We start from the raw sequence: 18,523 nt of genomic DNA on the forward strand, positions 1-18,523 counted from the left end.
AAAGACATACGGTATCTATATACTGCAAAAAATTGAACATAAGACGCCGATACATTAAGTAATCCTTACCTTTTAATCTGCAGATTGGCGAAAGCAAATACAATAGCTTCAGTTTCATGATAAGGGGGCTGGCGGAGTTTGTCAAGTAAGTTTTTTCGTTTCTATAGCTACTTGGATAGGTTATTTGGACAATAGAGAATTTTACAAAAATCTATTTTTAACTTACAATCAATTATTACAATTTTAAACCTACAACTTATGTACAACAGGCTTATAGTCAAATCTTTTTCAGTATTATGCATCTGTTTACTTGCTTTATACATAACACTGCCAAATTTCTTTGATAATAAGCTTTTTATTTCGAAAAAAAGAATAAACTTAGGCCTTGACCTGAAAGGAGGGGCATCTTTGCTTTTAAACATAGACTTAGACTTCTATTTTAAGGAAAAGCTAAGCATGCTAGCAGGTGAGATAAAAGAGACATTGCTAACAAAAAATATTGAATCTAACGTACAAAATAGCGAACAAGTAATTGTAACTTTAAATAATATTGATGATTATAAAAAAGCATCTGTGTTGATTAATGCGATAAATCCAAATTTAGAGCTAAATAGAAAAGATTCTTCAATTCTCATTTCGTATAAACCCCATTATAAAAATTCTTTGATCAGTGAAGTAGCTGCAGAATCAATAAACAATGTCCAGCGCCGTTTGGACAAACTTGGCACAAAGGAAGTCAGCGTTCAAAAACAAGGGCAGAATAAAATATTAGTGCAGGTGCCTGGAGTAGAAGACACCAAGCAGATAAAATCTCTGCTTGGCAAAACTGCTAAACTAGCTTTTCATTTGGCAAACACTAACATAGCCAAGGTGCAGGATATAGATCATGAAACTACTGTCATGCTCAAGGATTCTTTAGGTAATTCTTATCCAATATTCCGCAAAACTGAAATAGGTGGCGATTCGCTGGTTAACGCATCAGTTAGATTTGGTCACTTAGGTAAACCAACAGTGCATTTTAAATTTGACAGCATAGCGAGTAAAAGATTCGCGAAAATCACTAAAGAAAATGTGGGGAAACCTTTTGCAATTGTTCTGGATAACACAGTCTTAACAGTACCTACAATACGTGAGCCAATTTTAAATGGAGAGGGAGAAATTAGCGGTAATTTTACTGAAAAACAAGCAAGCGAACTTGCAATACTTTTAAAATCTGGAGCACTGCCAGCACCACTTAAAATAATTGAAGAAAAAAACATTGGCCCAAGCCTTGGAGAAGAATCAATAAAAGCAGGGGAAATGGCAGCAACAATCTCTATTATAGCCGTGGCTTTATTTATAATCATCACTTACGGCAAATTAGGTGTATTGGCCTCTGTTGCGCTTTTTTCTAATGTAATTCTTATATTATCAATTCTCACTCTGCTTGAAGCAACTCTAACTTTACCTGGAATTGCTGGTATTGCACTTACTGTTGGTATGTCAGTTGATGCGAATGTTCTCATATTTGAGCGAATTCGTGAGGAAATTAAATCGGGAAAGAGAACAGTGCGTGCTATTGAAGAAGGGTTTAAAAACGCTATAAAGACAATACTGGATTCAAATATCACTACATTAATTGCTGCAGGAATAATGTTCATTATTGGCAGCGGAGCAATTAGAGGCTTTTCTGTCACTTTATCAATAGGAATTTTATGTTCGATGTTTTCTGCAATCACAGTCACAAAACTCCTGATAGAGTTGTGTATGAACCCGAAGGAACTAGTGCTTTGTTAGTCAACCACCTTCATTCCCACAACGTTATATCCTGAATCGACGTGCAAAATTTCTCCAGTAGTGCCACTGCTTAAGTCGCTTAATAAGTATAGCGCTGCCTTGCCAACATCCTCTATTGTAACATTGCGTCTGAGCGGAGAATTATTTCTATTCCATTCTGATATGAAGTGAAAATCGCTTATTCCAGAAGATGCTAAAGTTCTGATTGGACCAGCGGAAATGGCATTTACTCTGATATTTTGTGGTCCAAGATCACATGCTATATATTTTACACTTGCTTCAAGGGCTGCTTTACATAAACCCATAACGTTATAATTTGGCATAACTTTTTCAGCGCCATAATAAGATAAAGTAAGTAAACTGCCACCACCTGACATCATTTTTTCAGCCCTTTGCGCTAAAGCAGTGAAAGAATAGCACGATATATGCATTGCATTGAGGAAGTTATTCAGTGAAGTATTGACATATTTACCATCTAACTCATTTTTATCGGAGAATGCTATTGCATGCACCAAAAAGTCAAGAGCACCCCATTTTTTCTCTATTATTTCAAAAGCGTTATCTATGATTTCTTCATTTGAAACATCACAGTGTAATATTAGCTCCACATTTAATTCATCTGCTATTGGTGATAGTTTTTCTTTTATTATTTCATTCTGGTAGGTGATTGCAAGTTCTGCCCCGTGCTCTGAGAGAGTTTTTGCTATACCGTATGCTATCGATCTCTTATTTATTATTCCGGTTATTAATCCTTTTTTGCCTTGTAATAGACTTGTCGTCATAGAACTATCTGTTTTTTTATAATTTGGAGTATTAACTAGATAAAGTCAAGATATCACTATGTTTAAAACATTTTTTGCAGTAACTTGAAGTCTAATACCACTGTTAACAAAAGGGCAGCAATGAGAGTTTCTAACAGCCGTCTATCTTAGATTGCTCCTTATTAAAAAAATAAAGCTTTATTAATTAAATAATATAGTTAATACTTTCATTAATTTGACACATTATTAAAATAGTGTTAAGCTATGTGCATTAAATAATTAGTGAGGCTTCAATGCTAAGTGATATTATAAAACAATCTAGTGGCTGGGATACGAAAGCACTAGCTGAGATATTTAGTAACAAAAAATTTCTTAGGTCAGTTGATGGTGATAAAGAAAAGTACCTAGCAGATCTGATCTCAGGATACGCTGTAACTCTGCCAAGAGAAATAATACCTGATAGTGTTACTCTGGATGCTTTGTGTTTTACTCATAAAAAAGATCCTTTAACTCTACCTATTTTATTAAGATATTTCACTCATAAAAATTTACTTCAAGAAGCCAAAGATGATTTGGATAAACTAAATCAAAAGCTGCAAGATGCAATGGATAAAGATTTAAAAGATCTGCAAGACAAGCAAAAGAAATTACAAGAAGATAGAACTAATTTAAATAATGTAGAAATGCACAGTGAAAAGGCTAAAGCACTTGCTATAGATAAAATAGACGAACAAATAACGAAAGCTTCATCTGAGATCGAAAAACTCGAGTTATATAAAGAGGACATCACAAACCTTCTTAACGGTGGTAAAACAAAATCAAATTCTTATCCATCCCAATATTTCTCTATACTAAATAGTGAGCTTATAGAGATAATGGAAAAAAAGCTAACAGCTTATGTTAAGGATAATACTGATATTGGGGAAACATATCAGAGTCTTAATAGTAGAGTGAAAAAAATTATAAGAGTAAGAAATGTGAAAAATACACTAGTACTTTCTGCGTCTCTGGCCTTTTTCATACCATGTATTTCAGTGATGTGTCTTGGCATGTTTTGTATGGGAGTACAACATGGACCACGACCTAGCTTCTTATTTCCTATGATTGACATCACACTTTTTTATATAGTACCAATTATGTTATCAATCGCCGTTGCATTATATGCAACAGCAGGTGTGGCTCATCTAATAAAGAGACGCTATGAGCAAAGTTTTGAAAAGGAAATGCAAGACTATATAGAACAACCAATAAAATGCATGGATAAGGCAACTAATAATGAAGATGTGAAGAAATTAGAACAAGAAGAAACAAAAGTAGGCGATTTAATAGATCTTTCTGGCAATTGTGAGATGAATTATAAGGTAGAACCTTCGGCACCACCATACGACGAGAAAAATTCCTCTGAGCAGTCAAGATTGTATCCAGAACTTCCAGCACGACCAAGCAGTAATCTTGGTTCTTCTCTACTTCCATCCAATGCAGCAAGCTGTATAACTCAAAGCTAGAGGTTGCGATTGTAATAAAGATATAAAAAAAACGGACAAGTCAAGCAAAGTTACAAATGCAATTTTGCTTGACTATCCATTTATCACCACCTAAAGCAGCTAACAAAGCCATCCTATATGACATTTTGTCTATACCTAATTAAGCATATCAATAAGTAAGTAAATTTTAATATAATCTTATTATACTTATAAATATGCTGTATATAGCTAACCCAAGTAAGGTTTTCCCGGGTGCTGAAAAACAAAATCAATAGCCGAATTGATATCGGGGCAAAAGTTCTGCAGAGCTTTTCTTATTACTCCGCCAACAATGTTGCAAAAAACATAAAATTAGAGAAAAGCATTTCTCGTATTGCCCATATGAAGTTGCAAAATTACACAAATAAAAAATTTTTAAAAAAACATAGTTGATCTCTAGATCCCGCTAACAAGCAGCGGGATGACGAGGATGCCACCGCGAACCGTCATACCGCCGCAGACCGTCATACCGCGATTCATTCGCGGTATCTCTTAGCCGCTAACAAGCAGTGGGATGACGAGGATGCCACCGCGAACCGTCATGCCACCGCGAACCGTCATACCGCGATTCATTCGCGGTATCTCTTAGCCGCTAACAAGCAGTGGGATGACGAGGATGCCACCGCGAACCGTCATGCCACCGCGAACCGTCATACCGCGATTCATTCGCGGTATCTCTTAGCCGCTAACAAGCAGCGGGATGACGAGGATGCCACCGCGAACCGTCATACTGCCGCAGACCGTCATACCACGATTCATTCGCGGTATCTCTTAGCCGCTAACAAGCAGCGGGATGACGAGGATGCCACCGCGAATCGTCATGCCACCGCGAACCGTCATACCGCCGCGGTATCTCTAGATCCCGCTAACACGTAGCGGAATACTTAACCATCATCTACACCGTCATACCGCGATTCATTCGCGGTATCTCAGCCGCTAACAAGTAGCGGTATGACGGTTGTCGTTTAGTTATAAACATTAAGAAATTTACCAAACGAAAAAAAAGGCAAAAGAAGCCCCGTGGTTGGCTAATTACTTACATTATACTTTCAAGTATGGCGTTTTTTTATTCTAAACACTTAATAACCGCGATTCAGTTGCTTTTAAACCGCAACTAATCTAAATTATAAACGTTAAGAAATTTACTAAACAGAAAAAAAGGCAAAAGAAACCCTAGGGTAGCTAGTTATTCACTATCCATTTTTTAAGTTGGCGTTTTTTTATGTTTTAAACGCTTTATAAGCGCGTTTCAGCTTATGTAGGTAGAAGTTTGATAAAGACATAAGGTGCACATAGTGCAAAAAATTAAACATGAGACGCCAGATACGTGAGTTTTTTTGTCATTTAATCTGTACAGAGAAGATAAATAAATAGCTTCAGTCTCATGATAAGGGAGCTGGCGGAGTTTGTCAAGTAAGTTTTTTCGTTTCTAACGGTTGTTGCCAAAAACTATACAAGAAGTCTATTGAAATCGCGTATATCGATCGTTGTAAAATCACACAATTGCTCTGTAGAGCTATGCCCTGTAATAATTACTATACCATTTTGCTCAGAGCGTATTGAGATTAGGTTCAGCATTAATTCACACGTTGCACTATCAAGATTACAAAATGGTTCATCTATCAACCAAACATTTGCATTAGAAATCAAGAGGCGAGCAAGCGCAACTCTCCTTTTCCAGCCTGCAGAAAGTTCGCCATATCTAATATTAAGTACAGGTTGCAACTGCAAACAACAAACAGCTGCCACAATCAATTCCCTAGTATTTCGTATTCCTGCCCAGAATTCTATGTTTTGAGCAACAGTTAAGCTATCTTTACAGGCATTCTTATGGCCTATATAGACCATGGAAGGTATATAGGATTTTGGATCATCATATATGTCTTTTCCGCAGTGCCTTATATTGCCTGATACCGGCGGTAAAAGTCCAGATAAACTTCTAATTAAGCTGGTTTTACCACTACCATTTGGACCAGTGATTAGAATCTTTGATTTTGGCTCAGCTTTAAAACTGAGATGTTTAAATAATACTTTGTTATTACGAGTGCAGGATAAATTTTCACATTCAAGCATGGATTATCTGCCCTTTCCCTTATGTTTACCTTGAGTTGAAGCCTGAGCTTTTACAAACAGCTCCCAAAATCCTTTCTGTCCGCCTTCTCTATGTATCAATTGTGCAAAACGCTGCATTAAACCATTACCCCTCATAACCATCTTTGTCCATTTACCTACCGGTTTTGCTATGTCAACTATTTCTGGATCTTCTTTGTAAACCTGTATATCTTTTTGCTTCTCGTGTAGTATTTCTTGACGTTTCAGCAACTCTTTTTGCTTCTTTGCTCGATACAATTCATTATATTCCCTGTCTTCTTCCCAATCTTCTTTAAGGGCTTTCTTGAAAAATACGACCTTTCTAATGCGCTTTTTGTATCTTTTCCTACAAAGGAGAAATATCTTAATCCCAATAAGTAACGTTATGCCATATATGAGGATATGCTTGAAAGACATTTTTCGTACCTAGTTTATTGAAAACACCCTTACCATTATACCATAATTATAGAAATTGTGCAATTTTTGTGTGAGTAAAGACAGCATAAAAACAACATTGCTCTATTTCGTAAATTGGACAAATATCTGACGAATGGGCTTGTATGTAGTAAGGTTTATTTCTATACTTTTTAAAGAATTTAGAAGTGAAACAAATATGAATTGCTATAAAACTCACACGTGTGAAGAATTAAGGAAGAACGACGTAGAAAAGGAAGTTACCCTCTCTGGATGGTTATATCGTAAGCGCGATCACGGTAACCTAATCTTTGTTGATTTAAGAGACTTCTATGGAATCACTCAACTAGTATTTAATAATGACAAAGACTTTTTTGATGAGATATCAAATTTAAAATTGGAGAGTGTAATTACTGTTACAGGAATAGTTGAAGCTAGAACTGAAGGTACGGTAAACACCTCTATCGCAACCGGGAAAATTGAGGTTGTAGTTAGCAATTTGCACGTTGAATCGAAAGTCGAGTTCCATCTTGATGAAGAAATAGCGAAAGAAGAGAGAAGTATATTAGCGAGCATTGCTGGCGAACAAGAATACCCAGAAAATATGAGATTTAAATATCGGTTTCTTGATTTAAGGCGAGAAAACACCCGCAACAATATTATTCTGCGCTCACAAATTATTGCAGAACTCCGCAAACTCATGATAGAGCAAGGGTTTTTGGAAATTCAGACTCCAATACTTACTGCTTCATCTCCTGAAGGTGCACGTGATTATTTGGTGCCAAGCAGACTAAATCCTGGTAAATTCTATGCATTGCCGCAAGCTCCACAGATTTTTAAGCAATTGCTCATGGTTTCAGGGTTTGATAAATACTTTCAAATTGCACCGTGTTTCCGTGACGAAGACGCAAGGGCTGACCGTTCTCCGGGAGAGTTTTATCAGCTAGATCTTGAAATGTCTTTTGTGACTCAAGAAGACATCTTTCAGATTATTGAGTCTACCTTATATAAAGTGTTTGCTAAATTTTCTCGTAAGTCTGTCAATAAAGATTTTCCACGTATTACATATAAAGAAGCAATGCTCAAATATGGTTCTGATAAGCCAGATCTGCGCAATCCACTATTAATCAGCGATGTTACAGAAATTTTCCGTGATTCAGGGTTCAATATTTTCAAAAGCAATATTGAGCGTGGTATGGTAGTGAGAGCCATCCCTGCACCTAAGACAGCAGAGGAACCACGCAGCTTCTTTGATAAAAAGATAGAACATGCGCAAAAAGAATTCGGTGCTAAGGGTCTTGGATATATAACGTTTGATAAAGATGGAACTGCGAAAGGACCGATTGCTAAATTCCTCGATGACAATAGGCTAAACCACATAAGAGAAATAACGAATGTAAAGCCTGGAGACAGCGTGTTTTTTGCTTCTGACAAAGAGAATGAGGCAGCAACAATTGCAGGAAAAGTACGCACTCTTTTGGGGTCAGAATTAGGTCTTATAGATGACAATATCTTCAAGTTTTGTTGGATCATTGATTTTCCCTATTTTGTATATGACGATAAAAGTAAAAAAATCGATTTCTTTCATAACCCATTCTCCATGCCACACGGTGGTCTGAAAGATTTAGAGGAAAAGAATCCACTCGATATCCTTGCTTACCAATATGATCTCATTTGTAATGGAATAGAACTGTCAAGCGGGGCGATTCGTAATAACAAACTGGATATCATGTATAAAGCTTTTGCCATTGCAGGTTATAGCCGGGGAGAAGTTGATACAAGATTCGGTGCACTCGTACGTGCATTTAGATTTGGAGTACCGCCCCATGGTGGTATAGCACCAGGAGTTGATAGAATGGTTATGCTGCTTGCTGACGAGCCGAACATTCGTGAAGTAATCTGTTTTCCTATGAATCAGCAGGGTGAAGATGTTCTAATGGGTGCCCCTTCCAAGGTGGAGGATAAGCATTTATGTGAGTTGTCTCTAAAGGTTGTTGAATAAAGTTGTATATAACTTGAGTTTAGGTGGGGAAAAAACAAGAATATTGAATTCTGTTAAAGTAGTGCTAGACCCTAGCACTACTTTATAGTTTTAGGATATCCAAACATCTTGGTTAGTTTGGTCTAGCGGGACTTGGCCCTCTATTCCGTCTACTCTTCCTTGAGAGGTGTAATTCCAATAAGTATAGTCTTTGCCCGCATCCTTCCAATCTTTAGGTAATTCAGGCTCCGATCTGTCTCTCCAATCAGCAACCCATAGTGGATATTTGGAAAAGTCATGATCTTTCTGTGTATAGTAACTATTCCACGTTTTCGGTGAAGCATGTACAATCGGGCTGTATCCATTTTTATCCAATTTGGTCAATAAAGAATGAAGATTTTCGGCTCTTTCCGTATTAGTGTGGTTTGTAGGATTGTCACATTTTCTTGTTCTTTCTCCTTCACAAATACCAGTTGTAGCACTAATAGCTAATTTATCTTTATTAGAATCAAAGCTAGCTTTTGTAAGAGTATTAGTAATATTTGTAATTTGCTCATCAGGTGTTGAAGTCATCCTAAATACGTGATATGCCCCAGCTTGCACATTATTCTCTTTTATTCCTTTGAAATTTTCTTCAAATTTAGGGTCTTGATAAGTTCCACCTTCAGTTGCTTTAGCAAATGCAAATTTTATATTCTTGTCATCCTGAGCAACTTGTGACCAGTTAACATTACCGTTCCAATGAGATAAGTCAATCCCTTTTGCCATACAATACTCCTTTAGTAAAAATTAAAATTATTCTATAACGAGAAAAAGTTAAAAAATCATGAATATTTTGGCATTATTTTTTTAAGCAGATGCAAATAGTTTTTTGATGGATCTAGGCTTACACATTTTCTCTATTCTAGCAGTTCCTATTTGTAGACAAATATACCGGTTAACAGTAACATACTAGATTACGACAAATCGAAAGATTATGACTAATATCCAAAAGGCAATACTATCGGGCATAATCTGCAACATGATTATATGGTATGAGTTAACTCTATTTGGAGTTTTAACACACATAATAAGCAATGTTTTCTTTCCTTCAGAAAGTGATTATTTAAGCACAATCAAATTTCTTGGCAGTTTTGCAATTGGATTTGGATTTAGACCACTTGGTGCATTTATTTTTGGTTACATTGGAGATAAATACGGCAGAAGGAAAATTTTGCTGACCTCCGTAATATTAGCTTCGATATCATCTACTGCAATTGCGGTTATACCAAGCTTTAAAGAAATAGGAATATTTTCTCCCATATTGCTTCTGCTTTGTAGAATAACACAAGGAATGGCAGCAGGTGGGGAAACGAGTATCAACTCAGCTTTTTTAATAGAGCATTCAAGCGATAAAAAAAATCTAGGATTTTTGGGTAGCATGAAAGCCTTCAGCGGTGCTCTTGGTTCTATTACATGTTTTATAATGATAGCTATTTGCAAAAAGTTTACAGGTGAAAATTATGAAATCTGGGGCTGGAGGTTGCTCTTCTATTTCTGCTCTGTTATGGGCATGATAGGTTTTTTAATAAGATATATAATGGAAGAGAGCTTAGCATATAAAGTGCACGATCAAAATAAAAACTTATCTCATTCTCCATTTTTAGAATTAATCAGGGACTATAAAAAAGCATTTGTGATAGCAATTGGACTTGGTATAGCCCAAAATGCAATCGTTTATTCAGCAATCATGTTCTACAACATATCTGTAAAAGAACTTATTCTCTCAGGCATCAATATTAAAAATGTAGTAAGGATTATAGTTGAAATTACATTTGGAGCGTCTGCAGTGCTGTTTGCAATACTGTCTGATAAAGTTGGAAGAAAAAATGTAATGATTCCTACATTAGTAGCTTTAGCTTGCGCCGGTTTGCCGGCACTTTCGCTATTATCATATGATAACCACTATATTGTAACGCTCACTTTTCTATTGATAAGCGTACCGATAGGTGCATCTTTTGGAATATATAATTCTCTTGTCTGCGAGTTATTTCCAACGAAAGTTAGGTGCACCGGCTTCAGTTTAGCTCACAACATATCTGCAGGAATTTTTGGTGGCCTCTCTCCATCCATATGCATGTGGCTTATAGAAAAAACCGAAACAAAACTTGCAGCAGGTATTTATCTTACTACCTGCGCATTAATTAGCCTAATATCTGTGCTTCAAATCAAAGCCAAAGACAGAAAAGTTGATTGGTGAAATCGTTTCAGTCGAAAAATAGCGCTTCAATAGACTTTTCAATGCGCTTAGGGATAGGAGCGGTAATAGTGATTTCTTTATTGTTTGGTAATTTTAAAGATAAAGAATGCGAATGAAGGTGAATTTTATTTGCTACCCCATCAATAAAAGCTTTTTTTCCACCATATTTACCGTCACCAAGAATAGGACAATTTATATGAGCTAAATGTGCACGTAACTGATGGGTTCTACCGGTAATTGGTTGTAATTTTAAATAAGCGACATTATGTTCTAACCTTGCTATAATTGAAAAATGCGTAGTGGCATTTTGAGGTGAATTTTCATCAACGACCACTTTTTCTTGACCTGAAACATATTTTTTCACCAATGGATAGTCTATTGTTCCACTATCCTTGCTCGGTATGCCAGAAGTTAATGCCAAGTAAGTTTTTTTTACCCTTCGTCCTTTAAATTCTTCCATAAGATATCTCGCAACATTGGCATTGCGTGCGAATATTATCACTCCACTCGTATCTCTATCTAGCCTATGGACAATTTTAAATGTTTCTCCCTCTCTTATTTGGTCAAGCAAATCACTAATGCTAATCTTTACTTTTACGCCACCTTGAACGATGACCCCTGCGAGTTTGTTTATAGCTAGTATATATTCGTCTTCATATAATATGTTCTCTCTTAGTAGATTCACTAACTTTTCATTATATTTGCGATCAGAATTAGCGTTCTCAATATAATTCAAGTGCTTCAGCGTTATAGTTTGCCCAGAATTTACTCTATCACTGGACTTTGCTTTGCAATCATCAACTTTGATTAGCCCTTTCCTTAAAGATTTTTCAATTACAGATTGCTTTAGATCAGGAAAAATTCTTCTGATGTACCTATCTAGCCTAACGTTATCGTCTTCTACTGATATGGTTTTTATATTCTCCATTATCTTATTTGGATGTATGCTAGTATCAGCTGTTTGCATGACATAAAATAAAGTATAGCACAAGATATAAACTCTTCGGCTACATGTGCTATTTATTTAGTAGATTAAATATGAAGTTTAAAACTCTGCTATCAACTTCCGTGTAGAACTAGTGAAACCAGGCTTGCTTAAAACCACTTAATTAGTTATAGTCGTAAGTTTGAGGTACAGTAAAATGACAGCTTTTGTCCCTTTGATTATTTTTTTAATCTTGTACCTTGGAAGTGGTGCTTATTTTTCTTTTATCGGAACTGATAATCCACTTCATCAGGTTTCACCAGTAATCTGCTTATTACCAGCACTATTTTTTGCTGTCTCACGTGGTACAAATAAGATTCAGCATAACATCGATACTGTTATCGAGGGCATGGGTGACAAAAACACCCTTACTATGTGTTTAATTTTTCTATTTTCTGGAGCATTTTCTGCGGTTACTCAATCAATTGGTAGCGCAGACACTGTTGCTAATTTAATTCTTAATTTCCTTCCAGCAAGATTACTGCTGCCTGGAGTATTTTTGGCTTCTGCTTTTATTTCAACTGCAATTGGCACATCTATGGGAGTTGTTGCGCTGATGGTGCCTATAGCTGTTAATCTGGCAAAAAGTGGAGCTTTTGGTCTTGAAATAGGAACTGCAACTGTAGTAGGTGGTGCTGTATTTGGCGATAACCTTTCGATGATATCTGATACCACCATTGCATCTGTTTCTTCACAGGGAGCTTCAGCAAAAGATAAACTTAAAATAAACTCTAAGGTTGCATTTACTGCAGGTATTATAACACTCACCTATCTGGCAGTGATTTCAAGTAGTACAAAAATTATTTCTATATCAAATTTAGATTATTATTCTATAATAAAAATTATTCCTTATATTTCTTTAATAATCATGGGGCTGCTTGAAGTCACCACTTTAGTAACAATAACTGTAAACATAATTATTGCTGGTGTGCTAGGAATAGCTTTTTTTGACTATGCCATCGTTCAATTTTCTCATGACATGTATGACGGTTTCAAAAAAGTAAACGAAATAGTGATATTTGCTCTATTCATCGGTGGGTTGAGCCATATAATGTACAAACAAGGTCAAAAAGCGTTGCATAAACTCATCGATGAAAGCAATATCACAAAAACTAAAGCTGAATTTGTGATAGCAGGAATTGCGTCTATGTTTACTACCTTAGTTGCCAATAATACCATTGCTATTTTACTAAGTGGTGGCATTGCAAAAAGACTCGCACAGAAACACGATATTGTACCATACCGCAGTGCATACTTATTAGATGTTTTTGCTTGTGCTACAAAAGGTATCTTACCTTATGGTTCCCAACTATTGCTAGCAGGAAGTATAGCTTCTGTATCACCTATTTCTTTATTAACACAGGTATATTACTGCTTTATTTTAGCAGCAGTTACAATAGGCGAAATAATCATCAACAGCAGAAAAGAGAAACATCGTGCGGCTGCAACTTAGAGTTTCTCTTTTTTTACCCATAAGGAACAGAATTACTTGACAAACTCCGCCAGCCCCTTTATCATAAAGCTGAAGCTATTTATTTATCTTCGCAATCTGTGCAGGTTAATGACAAAAAACTTAGGGTATTTGGCGTCTCATGTTTAATTTTTCGCACTACGTGCATCGCATGTCTTTAAAAATTTCTAGGTTTTTACCTATATAAGCCGAAACGCGCTTACAAAGCGTTTAAGACAGCAAAAAACGTCAAATTGACAAGGGAGAATTTGAATGCTAGCTACTACGGGGTTTCTTTGCCTTTTTTCCTGCTTAGTAAATTTCTTAAACACTTGCGGTGTAGGTTAGTTGCAAGTTAAAAGCAGCTAAATCGCTCTTAATCAAGCGTTTTAGAATAAAAAAAACGCCGATATTTTAGTACATGGTAAATAGCCAACCACCATGGGGCTGCTTTTGCCTTTTTTTTATTTGGTAAATTTCTTAACGTTTGTAGCTAAACGACAACCGTCATCCCGCTGCTTGTTAGCGGGATCTATGCTTTGAGATACCGCGAATGAATCGCGGTATGACGGTCTGCGGCAGTATGAAGGTTCGCGGTGGCATCCTCGTCATCCCGCTGCTTGTTAGCGGCTAAGAGATACCGCGGCGGTATGACGGTCTGCGGCAGTATGAAGGTTCGCGGTGGCATCCTCGTCATCCCGCTGCTTGTTAGCGGCTAAGAGATACCGCGGTGGTATGACGGTTAAGTAGGGGTGTCATTCCAGTGCTTGACACAGTTGTCTAAGTGAGGAAAGTCACCAGTGGTTATATTATCGCTATATTTCTCACTTACCCAACAAACTTAGATTTTACACTAAACTGTGCTGCCACTAACTTTGCAACCGGTACTCTATAGGGTGAGCATGAAACATAATCCACCCCTGATTCGATGAGAAACTCTATAGATTTTGGATCTGCTCCATGCTCTCCACATATACCCAGTTTTATTTCTTTTCGGGTTTTTTTGCCTCTTTCAATGGCTATCTTGATTAACTCCCCTACCCCTTCGATGTCCAGCACTTCAAATGGATCATTGTCAAATATATTGCTTTCCTTATAAGAATCGAGGAAATTAACTGAATCATCTCTTGAAAGTCCCATGGTTGTTTGCGTTAAATCATTAGTGCCAAAACTAAAAAACTCTGCATGTTTTGCTAACTTATCAGCAATCAGTGCTGCTCTTGGTAGTTCTATCATCGTTCCAATTGAATAAGCCTTGTCTGATGTCATTCCAGCGCGTGACGCTGGAATCTGCGTCTGTGAGATGACAGAGGATTCTTTCTTTGCTAGCTCGCATATCAGAATAAATTCTTTCTCATTCATTATAAAAGGGATCATGATCTCAGGCTTGATTTCTACACTTTTTTCCTTTTTTAGCTCATTTGCAGCACTAAGTATTGCCCTAATCTGCATGCTATATATTTCAGGATGAGAAATGGCAAGTCTACAACCTCGATGGCCAAGCATTGGATTTTTTTCCGATAACTGTGCTATTTTATTTTTTACTGATTCAACTGACTTACTAAGTGATTTGGCGATTTTTTCTATAGTAGACTGATTATTGGGTAAAAATTCATGCAAAGGCGGATCAAGCAACCGTATAGTGACTTCCCTGCCCTCCATAATAGAAAATATTTCCTTGAAATCAGACTTTTGCATTTCTTCCAGTTTAATGAGCGCATCTGCCCTTTCATTTTCATCGTCAGCTATTATCAACTTTTGAATGAATTCGATTCTATCACTAGCGAAAAACATATGTTCTGTGCGACATAAGCCTATACCTTCTGCACCGAATCCTTTTGCAATTTTTACATCTTTTGGAGTATCAGCGTTCGCTCTCACTTTGATCGTTTTAATTTCATCTATCCAGTTAATTATCGTTTTGAATTCTTGTGATAATTCAGGTGAAATTGTAGGGAGAATGCCAAGCATAACCTCCCCTGTTCCTCCGTTGATGGTAATTGGTTCACCTTTATTTACTTTTGTATTCCCTACAGAAAAGAAAGTTCCATCTTTATCGATATAAAGTCCACTTACACTGCAAATGCATGGCTTACCCATTCCACGGGTTACAACAGCAGCATGCGAGGTCATCCCTCCCCGTGCTGTTACTATGCCACTTGCAGCATTCATTCCATTAATATCTTCAGGACTCGTTTCTGACCTTACTAAAATCACTTTTTTACCCTGCTCTGCAGCTTTTTCAGCATCACTTGCACTAAACACTACATATCCAGAAGCAACCCCTGGAGAAGCCGGCAGTCCCTTCCCTATTACTTTTTGGTCACTCTTAACGTCAAGAACTGGATGCAATAAATTGTCAAAAGTTTTTGGATCAATTCTCAATATTCCTTCTTCTTTTGTAATCGTTCCTTCATTTACCATATCAACTATTATGCGAATAGCAGCTTCAGCCGTGCGCTTGCCAGACCTAGTCTGCAAAATCCATAACTTACCGTCCTGCACAGTAAATTCGATATCCTGCATGTCTTTATAATGCCTTTCAAGTTTTTCACATACCACACATAATCCTCGGTAGACACTTGGCAGCAACTTCTCCATGGTGTTTTTTTGCTCTCCGTCAATTGGCATAGGAGTATAAACACCAGAAACCACATCCTCACCCTGAGCATTAACCAAAAACTCACCAAAAAGCTTTTTTTCTCCAGTTGAAGGATTTCGTGTAAATATCACACCAGTTGCAGAATTATCATTTAAATTACCGAAAACCATTGCTTGCACGTTGACCGCTGTTCCAAGGTTTTCAGGAATATTATATATTCTTCTATAGGAAACAGCCCTATCATTTTTCCAAGAGGCAAATACTGCATTAACTGAGTTTAACAATTGCTCTTCAACGTTCTGCGGAAAATGTTTTCCTGTTTTTTCATGTACTATCCTTTTGAAATTGTTAACAATTCTCTTTAAAACATCAACATCAAGATCAGCTAAGCTTTTTGCTCCACTCTTTTGCTGCTTATTATCAACAACATCTTGAAATAGGTGATGGTCAAGCTGTAGTACAACATTGGAGTACATCATGATAAAACGGCAGTAGCTATCGTAAGCAAAACGTTCTCCACTTTTTTTTGCAAGCCCAATAACTGTTTCATCATTTAAACCAACATTTAAAATAGTATCAAGCATGCCCGGCATTGAACTAACACTACCAGAGCGTATTGAAACTAATAAGGGGTTATTTAAATCCCCGAATTTACAACCGATGTCATTTTCGAGCATCACCATGTAGTTTTTGATCTCGTTACATAGGTCGTTAGACAATTCATTATCCTGACAGTAGGCCTGACAAACAGAGGTGGAAATTGTGAAACCAGGTGGAACAGGAATGCCAACATTGCACATTTCTGCTAAATTTGCCCCCTTTCCTCCCAGCAGATTTTTCATTTCTGCATTGCCTTCGCATCTGCCCTTGCTAAAGTAATGTATTAACTTTTCCCCCATCATTTTCTCCGGATTTTCACTGATAAACACATTGTACATATAGTTCCAATAAACCTGTGAGGACTTGAAACCTTAGGATAATAAATTTTACAAAATTTGGCAACAATGTTCCTTACAACAACATCAGTAAAGTTAACAAAAAAGATGACAAATTATTATCAATAAGAATATATAATATAAAGATATATTTAAAAATTTTTTTATGGCTCTTTCTAAGTTTTTCAACCCTAAGAATAATGGTGTGCTGCAGTAACAAACAAAGTAATGTTTGTTTTATTGAAGATGAAGGAAGGTCCTTCGAAATCGGTTTTCAAGAGCAGCCACCTTAAGTGGCTCTATTTAAGAGATAGGGTCAATTTTTCTGTGAGTAGCTACAATTTAAAGACCTTGCTTCATCAATGTAATGGAACAAAACCTTTTTAGTAAGTTCAAAACCTTCTAAAGTCTCTCCTTCGCATCTTGCTGTAATGCAGTTTTGCGTATTTGATACCCTAAGAAGCCACCAACCTTTATTATCGGTTACCTTAACACCATCAAGATCTGAAAATACAATATTTTGCTGCTCCAGTGTTTTCTTTATTGATTCAATTATTTGAAATTTTTTCTCATCTTTCACTACAATCTTTACTTCATGAGTGATATATAACTTCGGTAAATCCTCAATCACCTGAGATAGGCTTTGGTTTTTCTTAAGCAAAATGTCAACTGCTTTAACAGCAGAATATAGTCCATCATCAAAACCTAGCTCAGAAAAGAAGAAGTGCCCGCTTAATTCACCAGCAAACTTTGCCTCTTCCTCTACCATCTTCTTCTTAACTAGTGAATGTCCAGTAGCACAGGTAATAACTTGCCCTCCTAACTTGCTAATAAAATCATGCACTTTCATACTCATTTTTACGTTAGCAATAACTTTGCTTTCTGGATATTCCTCCAACACTTCACGTGCAAAAATTATAAATAAATGGTCATTGGAAACAACACTGCCTTTATTATCAATTAAGCGCACCCTATCGCTATCGCCATCTAGCGCAATGCCAAGATCACATCCATATTCCTTCACAATGTCAATTAATTGGGCGAGATTTTTTTCCTCTATGGGATCTGGATCATGCAGTGGAAATGCCCCATCTATAGAGTTATTGGTTACGATATGCGTATGACCAGGCAAGATCTTTTCAATACACCTTATAATTCCACTTGCTGGACTATTTCCACAATCCCAGGCTATTTTTAATTTCTGTGTAGTATTATTCTTCACTGCACTTTTTAATATGCGAATGTACTCACTATATATATTTATGTTAATTAAGCTTCCAATTCTTGTACTGTCTTTAATTGGATTGCTTATAATTTCCTTTATCTCTTGATCTGAGAAGACTTTTTTATTACTAAAAAATTTAAAGCCATTATATTCGCTGGGGTTATGAGAGGCAGTTATTATGATACCAAGATCCGCCTGCGTGATTTGTGTTGCAGCGTAGAGCATAGGTGAAGAGCATAGCCCAACGCGTATAACATTTGCACCGGATAAAGTTAAGCCCCTAATTAATTCTCTTTCTATACCTGGTGAATCTATTCTGCTGTCGTAGCCGACACAAACACTAGCTACGGTTTGGCCAAACTTTCTACCTATCTCATGCCCATCATTAATCTGCAAATCTTTGCCTACTATACCTCTAATATCGTATTTTCTTATAATGGTATTGTCCATACTGCACTGCTTAAGGAGTAACTACTATATAACATAATGGACAAGTGTTCAAATTTCTTCTTTATTTACCCACATAATTAGTTGATTTTTC

At 36.7% G+C, this 18,523-nt stretch carries 12 protein-coding genes; 5 read left to right on the forward strand and 7 right to left on the reverse strand.

All coding sequences use genetic code 11. The features are described 5' to 3' along the window. The first annotated feature begins 258 nt into the window (after window positions 1-258). Window positions 259-1,776, forward strand: coding sequence for a protein translocase subunit SecD (secD, locus tag ABWU58_RS01680; RefSeq protein ID WP_353283411.1), 1,518 nt, complete (start codon window positions 259-261; stop codon window positions 1,774-1,776). Here secD and ABWU58_RS01685 read toward each other — a convergent pair. Continuing rightward, complete coding sequence (locus tag ABWU58_RS01685) at window positions 1,773-2,558, reverse strand: enoyl-ACP reductase (RefSeq protein WP_353283412.1); 786 nt, start codon at window positions 2,556-2,558, stop codon at window positions 1,773-1,775. The two genes, secD and ABWU58_RS01685, sit on opposite strands and share 4 nt — an antisense overlap. A gap of 272 nt (window positions 2,559-2,830) precedes the next feature. On the opposite strand from ABWU58_RS01685, the gene ABWU58_RS01690 reads away from it, so the two are divergent. Beyond that, window positions 2,831-4,042, forward strand: a complete 1,212-nt coding sequence (locus ABWU58_RS01690) for a hypothetical protein (RefSeq protein ID WP_353283413.1) — start codon at window positions 2,831-2,833, stop codon at window positions 4,040-4,042. 1,467 nt (window positions 4,043-5,509) lie between these two features. On the opposite strand, the gene ccmA is transcribed toward ABWU58_RS01690, so the two are convergent. Beyond that, entirely contained in the window at window positions 5,510-6,133 is a 624-nt protein-coding gene (ccmA, locus tag ABWU58_RS01695) for a heme ABC exporter ATP-binding protein CcmA (RefSeq protein WP_353283414.1), read from the reverse strand. 3 nt (window positions 6,134-6,136) lie between these two features. After that, entirely contained in the window at window positions 6,137-6,568 is a 432-nt protein-coding gene (locus ABWU58_RS01700) for a hypothetical protein (protein WP_353283415.1), read from the reverse strand. 196 nt (window positions 6,569-6,764) lie between these two features. Here ABWU58_RS01700 and aspS point away from each other — a divergent pair, with 196 nt between their 5' ends. Continuing rightward, window positions 6,765-8,567 carry an aspartate--tRNA ligase gene (aspS, locus tag ABWU58_RS01705; RefSeq protein ID WP_353283416.1) on the forward strand — a complete coding sequence of 601 codons (1,803 nt, stop codon included), beginning with the start codon at window positions 6,765-6,767 and terminating at the stop codon, window positions 8,565-8,567. Window positions 8,568-8,657: 90 nt separating this feature from the next. Here aspS and ABWU58_RS01710 read toward each other — a convergent pair whose 3' ends face one another. Further along, window positions 8,658-9,314: a glycoside hydrolase family 25 protein gene (locus tag ABWU58_RS01710; RefSeq protein ID WP_353283417.1), complete on the reverse strand. Its 657-nt coding sequence runs from the start codon at window positions 9,312-9,314 to the stop codon at window positions 8,658-8,660. A gap of 208 nt (window positions 9,315-9,522) precedes the next feature. On the opposite strand from ABWU58_RS01710, the gene ABWU58_RS01715 reads away from it, so the two are divergent. After that, on the forward strand, window positions 9,523-10,785 hold the full coding sequence (locus ABWU58_RS01715; RefSeq protein WP_353283418.1) for an MFS transporter: 1,263 nt from the start codon (window positions 9,523-9,525) through the stop codon (window positions 10,783-10,785). Window positions 10,786-10,792: 7 nt separating this feature from the next. Here the strand turns inward: ABWU58_RS01715 and ABWU58_RS01720 are convergent, their stop codons facing one another. Next, entirely contained in the window at window positions 10,793-11,716 is a 924-nt protein-coding gene (locus ABWU58_RS01720; protein ID WP_353283688.1) for an RluA family pseudouridine synthase, read from the reverse strand. Between the two features lie 211 nt (window positions 11,717-11,927). Between ABWU58_RS01720 and ABWU58_RS01725 the strand changes: the two genes are divergently transcribed. Beyond that, window positions 11,928-13,223 carry a Na+/H+ antiporter NhaC family protein gene (locus tag ABWU58_RS01725; RefSeq protein ID WP_353283419.1) on the forward strand — a complete coding sequence of 432 codons (1,296 nt, stop codon included), beginning with the start codon at window positions 11,928-11,930 and terminating at the stop codon, window positions 13,221-13,223. A gap of 825 nt (window positions 13,224-14,048) precedes the next feature. Here ABWU58_RS01725 and ppdK read toward each other — a convergent pair. Then, window positions 14,049-16,721: a pyruvate, phosphate dikinase gene (gene ppdK / locus ABWU58_RS01730; protein WP_353283689.1), complete on the reverse strand. Its 2,673-nt coding sequence runs from the start codon at window positions 16,719-16,721 to the stop codon at window positions 14,049-14,051. A gap of 352 nt (window positions 16,722-17,073) precedes the next feature. Beyond that, window positions 17,074-18,432 (reverse strand): phosphomannomutase/phosphoglucomutase, encoded by a 1,359-nt coding sequence (locus ABWU58_RS01735; protein ID WP_353283420.1) that lies wholly within the window; start codon window positions 18,430-18,432, stop codon window positions 17,074-17,076. Window positions 18,433-18,523 lie beyond the last annotated feature (91 nt).

This window comes from Wolbachia endosymbiont (group A) of Pogonocherus hispidulus (genome assembly GCF_964028195.1).
Lineage (GTDB): Bacteria > Pseudomonadota > Alphaproteobacteria > Rickettsiales > Anaplasmataceae > Wolbachia.

Coding starts and splice junctions, on each gene's coding strand:
- ccmA (WP_353283414.1), bottom strand. CDS start 6,133: ATGCTTGAATGTGAAAATTTATCCTGCACTCGTAATAACAAAGTATTA.
- ppdK (WP_353283689.1), bottom strand. CDS start 16,721: ATGGGGGAAAAGTTAATACATTACTTTAGCAAGGGCAGATGCGAAGGC.
- ABWU58_RS01715 (WP_353283418.1), top strand. CDS start 9,523: ATGACTAATATCCAAAAGGCAATACTATCGGGCATAATCTGCAACATG.
- ABWU58_RS01700 (WP_353283415.1), bottom strand. CDS start 6,568: ATGTCTTTCAAGCATATCCTCATATATGGCATAACGTTACTTATTGGG.
- aspS (WP_353283416.1), top strand. CDS start 6,765: ATGAATTGCTATAAAACTCACACGTGTGAAGAATTAAGGAAGAACGAC.
- ABWU58_RS01685 (WP_353283412.1), bottom strand. CDS start 2,558: ATGACGACAAGTCTATTACAAGGCAAAAAAGGATTAATAACCGGAATA.
- secD (WP_353283411.1), top strand. CDS start 259: ATGTACAACAGGCTTATAGTCAAATCTTTTTCAGTATTATGCATCTGT.
- ABWU58_RS01710 (WP_353283417.1), bottom strand. CDS start 9,314: ATGGCAAAAGGGATTGACTTATCTCATTGGAACGGTAATGTTAACTGG.
- ABWU58_RS01725 (WP_353283419.1), top strand. CDS start 11,928: ATGACAGCTTTTGTCCCTTTGATTATTTTTTTAATCTTGTACCTTGGA.
- ABWU58_RS01690 (WP_353283413.1), top strand. CDS start 2,831: ATGCTAAGTGATATTATAAAACAATCTAGTGGCTGGGATACGAAAGCA.
- ABWU58_RS01735 (WP_353283420.1), bottom strand. CDS start 18,432: ATGGACAATACCATTATAAGAAAATACGATATTAGAGGTATAGTAGGC.